The following is a 2,378-nucleotide window of genomic DNA, read 5'->3' as shown; positions in this document are numbered from 1 at the left end:
TGTTGAACTAAGCCGCTGCGCGGAGCCTGCGTTTTTCCTGATGATGTTCCACACTTCTGAGTGGGTAATGTTGCCCATTTATCAGGAGTTATAGTATGGTTTCTTTCCGCCAGGCGTTAATTGAAGAGTGTAAAATCAGAGGGTATTCTGAGCGCACCCAAGCCAGTTATTTTAATGCAGTTAATCAACTCACGACGTATTACCATCAATCCCCCGACACGATAAGTGACGAACAGTTAGCGGCGTATTTTCGCTCCTTGAGTTTGGAGCGGGGTTTATCCAGTGCCACTATCCGTTTGCAGTTGAACGGGATGAGTTTCTTTTACAAAAACGTGCTTAAGCGTGCGTTTTCAATTGATATTGTGTGGCCCAAACGGCCACAGCGCATTCCTGAGTTGTTGTCTAAAGCCGAGATAAAACGGATTGTGATGGCATGTCAGCACGATAAATATCGCACCATGTTTCAGGTTTACTATGGGTGTGGCTTGCGTTTAAACGAGCTTATTCATGTGAAGGTCTGCGACATTGATGGGGTACGTCGTACCTTGCGTATTCATCAGGGTAAAGGCCAAAAAGACAGAGATGTGGTGTTAACGGATTCGGTGTTGCGCCTTTTGCGTGAATACTGGATACGGTATCGCTCAGGTGAGTGGTTATTTTATTCAAGTCATATAGTGCGTGGTACACCAGTGAGTGAGACCTCCGTGCAAAAAGCCTTTCGCAGGGCAGTCAAGCTGGCCGGAATTACGAAGCAGTGCAGTATCCACAGTTTACGCCATGCGTATGCGACGCATCAGTTGGAAGGGGGAATGCCGCTGAATCAACTTCAGCAACAGTTGGGGCATTCTGACATTCGTACCACTCAGCGCTATTTACACTGGCTGCCTGAGCTGAACAACGGCGCTAAAGACTTATTAGCCGGCTGGGGGGTGTCAGATGATTGACTTACACCTGTCGACGATTTTGGCGCAATTTTTACCGGCTTATCAACAAGAGTACCCATTGAGTTTTCATGCCAAGCGCGTGTGTGAGCATATTACGCAGTGTCGCACAGGCGCATTGGGCAGTCAGTTATGGCAATGTAATGGCTGTCATTTTGAGAAAACGGTTCATTGTTCTTGCCGTGACCGGCACTGTCCCCGTTGCCAGGGTAATCGACGCCAACGCTGGGCAGAGCAGCAGCAACACCAGTTAATACCGAGTCGCTATTTCCATGTAGTGTTTACCTTGCCCCATACCCTAAATGGATTAGCCCAAACCGCCAGTGATGCGGTGTATCACAGCCTGTTTCAGGCGGTATGGCAAACAATGAGTCAGTTTGCTGCTAATCGCAAACGGGGTGGTCAAGCCGGCATGACGGCAGTGCTGCATACGTGGGGGCAAAGCCTCACTCAGCATATTCATTTGCATTGCCTAGTGCCAGGCGGCTTTTTAAATCAGGCACAGTGCTGGCATAGCGTGGAAAAGGATTATTTATTCCCAGTCAAAGCCCTCTCTAAGGTATTCAGGGCGAAAATGCTGGCCTGTTTACGCGCTCAAGGGCTTGAGCTGCACAACGCAAAAACCTTAATGCAGCAAGACTGGGGCGTGCATGCCAAACGGTGTTTGTGCAGACCTGAAGTGGTGATTGAGTATTTAGGACGCTATACCCAAAAAGGCATGTTGAGTGAATCACGTTTAGTGGCAGTTGATACCCAGCACGTGACGTTTCGGTATAAGGACTACCGAGATAACCAGCACAAGGTGATGCAATTAAGCGGTGTGGAGTTTATTCGTCGTTACGTGAGTCATATTCTGCCTAAAGGTTTTATGCGTATTCGCCACTTTGGTTTTTTAGCCAACCGTTGCCGTGCACAGAAACTGGCCGTCATCCGCAAGCAAGCGAAGATAACGAAGCGTGAGGAGCGCGATGATAAGTTGCAATCAAGCGAAGGCTCGCATCCAGTTGGCAACTGGCCTTGTCCTCAATGCCACCGCGGGCTATTGCTACCTGCGGCTAACCTACCGTTATCGGTGCCACCGAGTTAGCGTTTAATCGATAACATGGGTTAGTCAGACAGGAATAAGGTAGGGACGCCACAGACTTAAAACGGCTACAAAACTGTGGCAGGTTGACTGCGGCCAACGGTAAAATAACGCAACCAAAAACCCGTAAAACAGTGACAAGACAGCATGAAATAGCAGGACATTAAGGTGAGTTTACCCATCAAAACAGTCATACCAATGCAAACGCCTACTTTAGGTTTTAAAATTACCCATTGGCGAAAAATACAAAATCCATTAGCATAAGCAATACCAACCATCGGCGTGGCAGCGGCTTTGCCCAACAAGACGTTTATACGTCACGGACAACATGCCGTATAAACGCTAAGTAGTTA

The 2,378-nt window shown here is 48.1% G+C and carries 2 protein-coding genes; both read left to right on the top strand.

Going from position 1 to position 2,378, the window contains the following annotated elements; translation table 11 throughout:
• Positions 1-95: 95 nt before the first annotated feature.
• Positions 96-944 (top strand): site-specific integrase, encoded by an 849-nt coding sequence (locus ABKW31_RS22790; RefSeq protein ID WP_348619014.1) that lies wholly within the window; start codon positions 96-98, stop codon positions 942-944.
• Complete coding sequence (locus ABKW31_RS22785; RefSeq protein ID WP_348619013.1) at positions 937-2,028, top strand: IS91 family transposase; 1,092 nt, start codon at positions 937-939, stop codon at positions 2,026-2,028. Before ABKW31_RS22790 ends, ABKW31_RS22785 begins: the two co-directional genes overlap by 8 nt.
• Positions 2,029-2,378 lie beyond the last annotated feature (350 nt).

The sequence above is a fragment of the Paraglaciecola sp. 25GB23A genome (genome assembly GCF_040012495.1).
In the GTDB taxonomy this organism is placed as follows: domain Bacteria; phylum Pseudomonadota; class Gammaproteobacteria; order Enterobacterales; family Alteromonadaceae; genus Paraglaciecola.
Note: the sequence above shows the minus strand (reverse complement) of the source record. Positions and strands in the feature narration are given on the sequence as shown.

Excerpts from the sequence above, each read along its gene's own strand:
- ABKW31_RS22790 (WP_348619014.1), top strand. The coding sequence starts at position 96 with ATGGTTTCTTTCCGCCAGGCGTTAATTGAAGAGTGTAAAATCAGAGGG.
- ABKW31_RS22785 (WP_348619013.1), top strand. The coding sequence starts at position 937 with ATGATTGACTTACACCTGTCGACGATTTTGGCGCAATTTTTACCGGCT.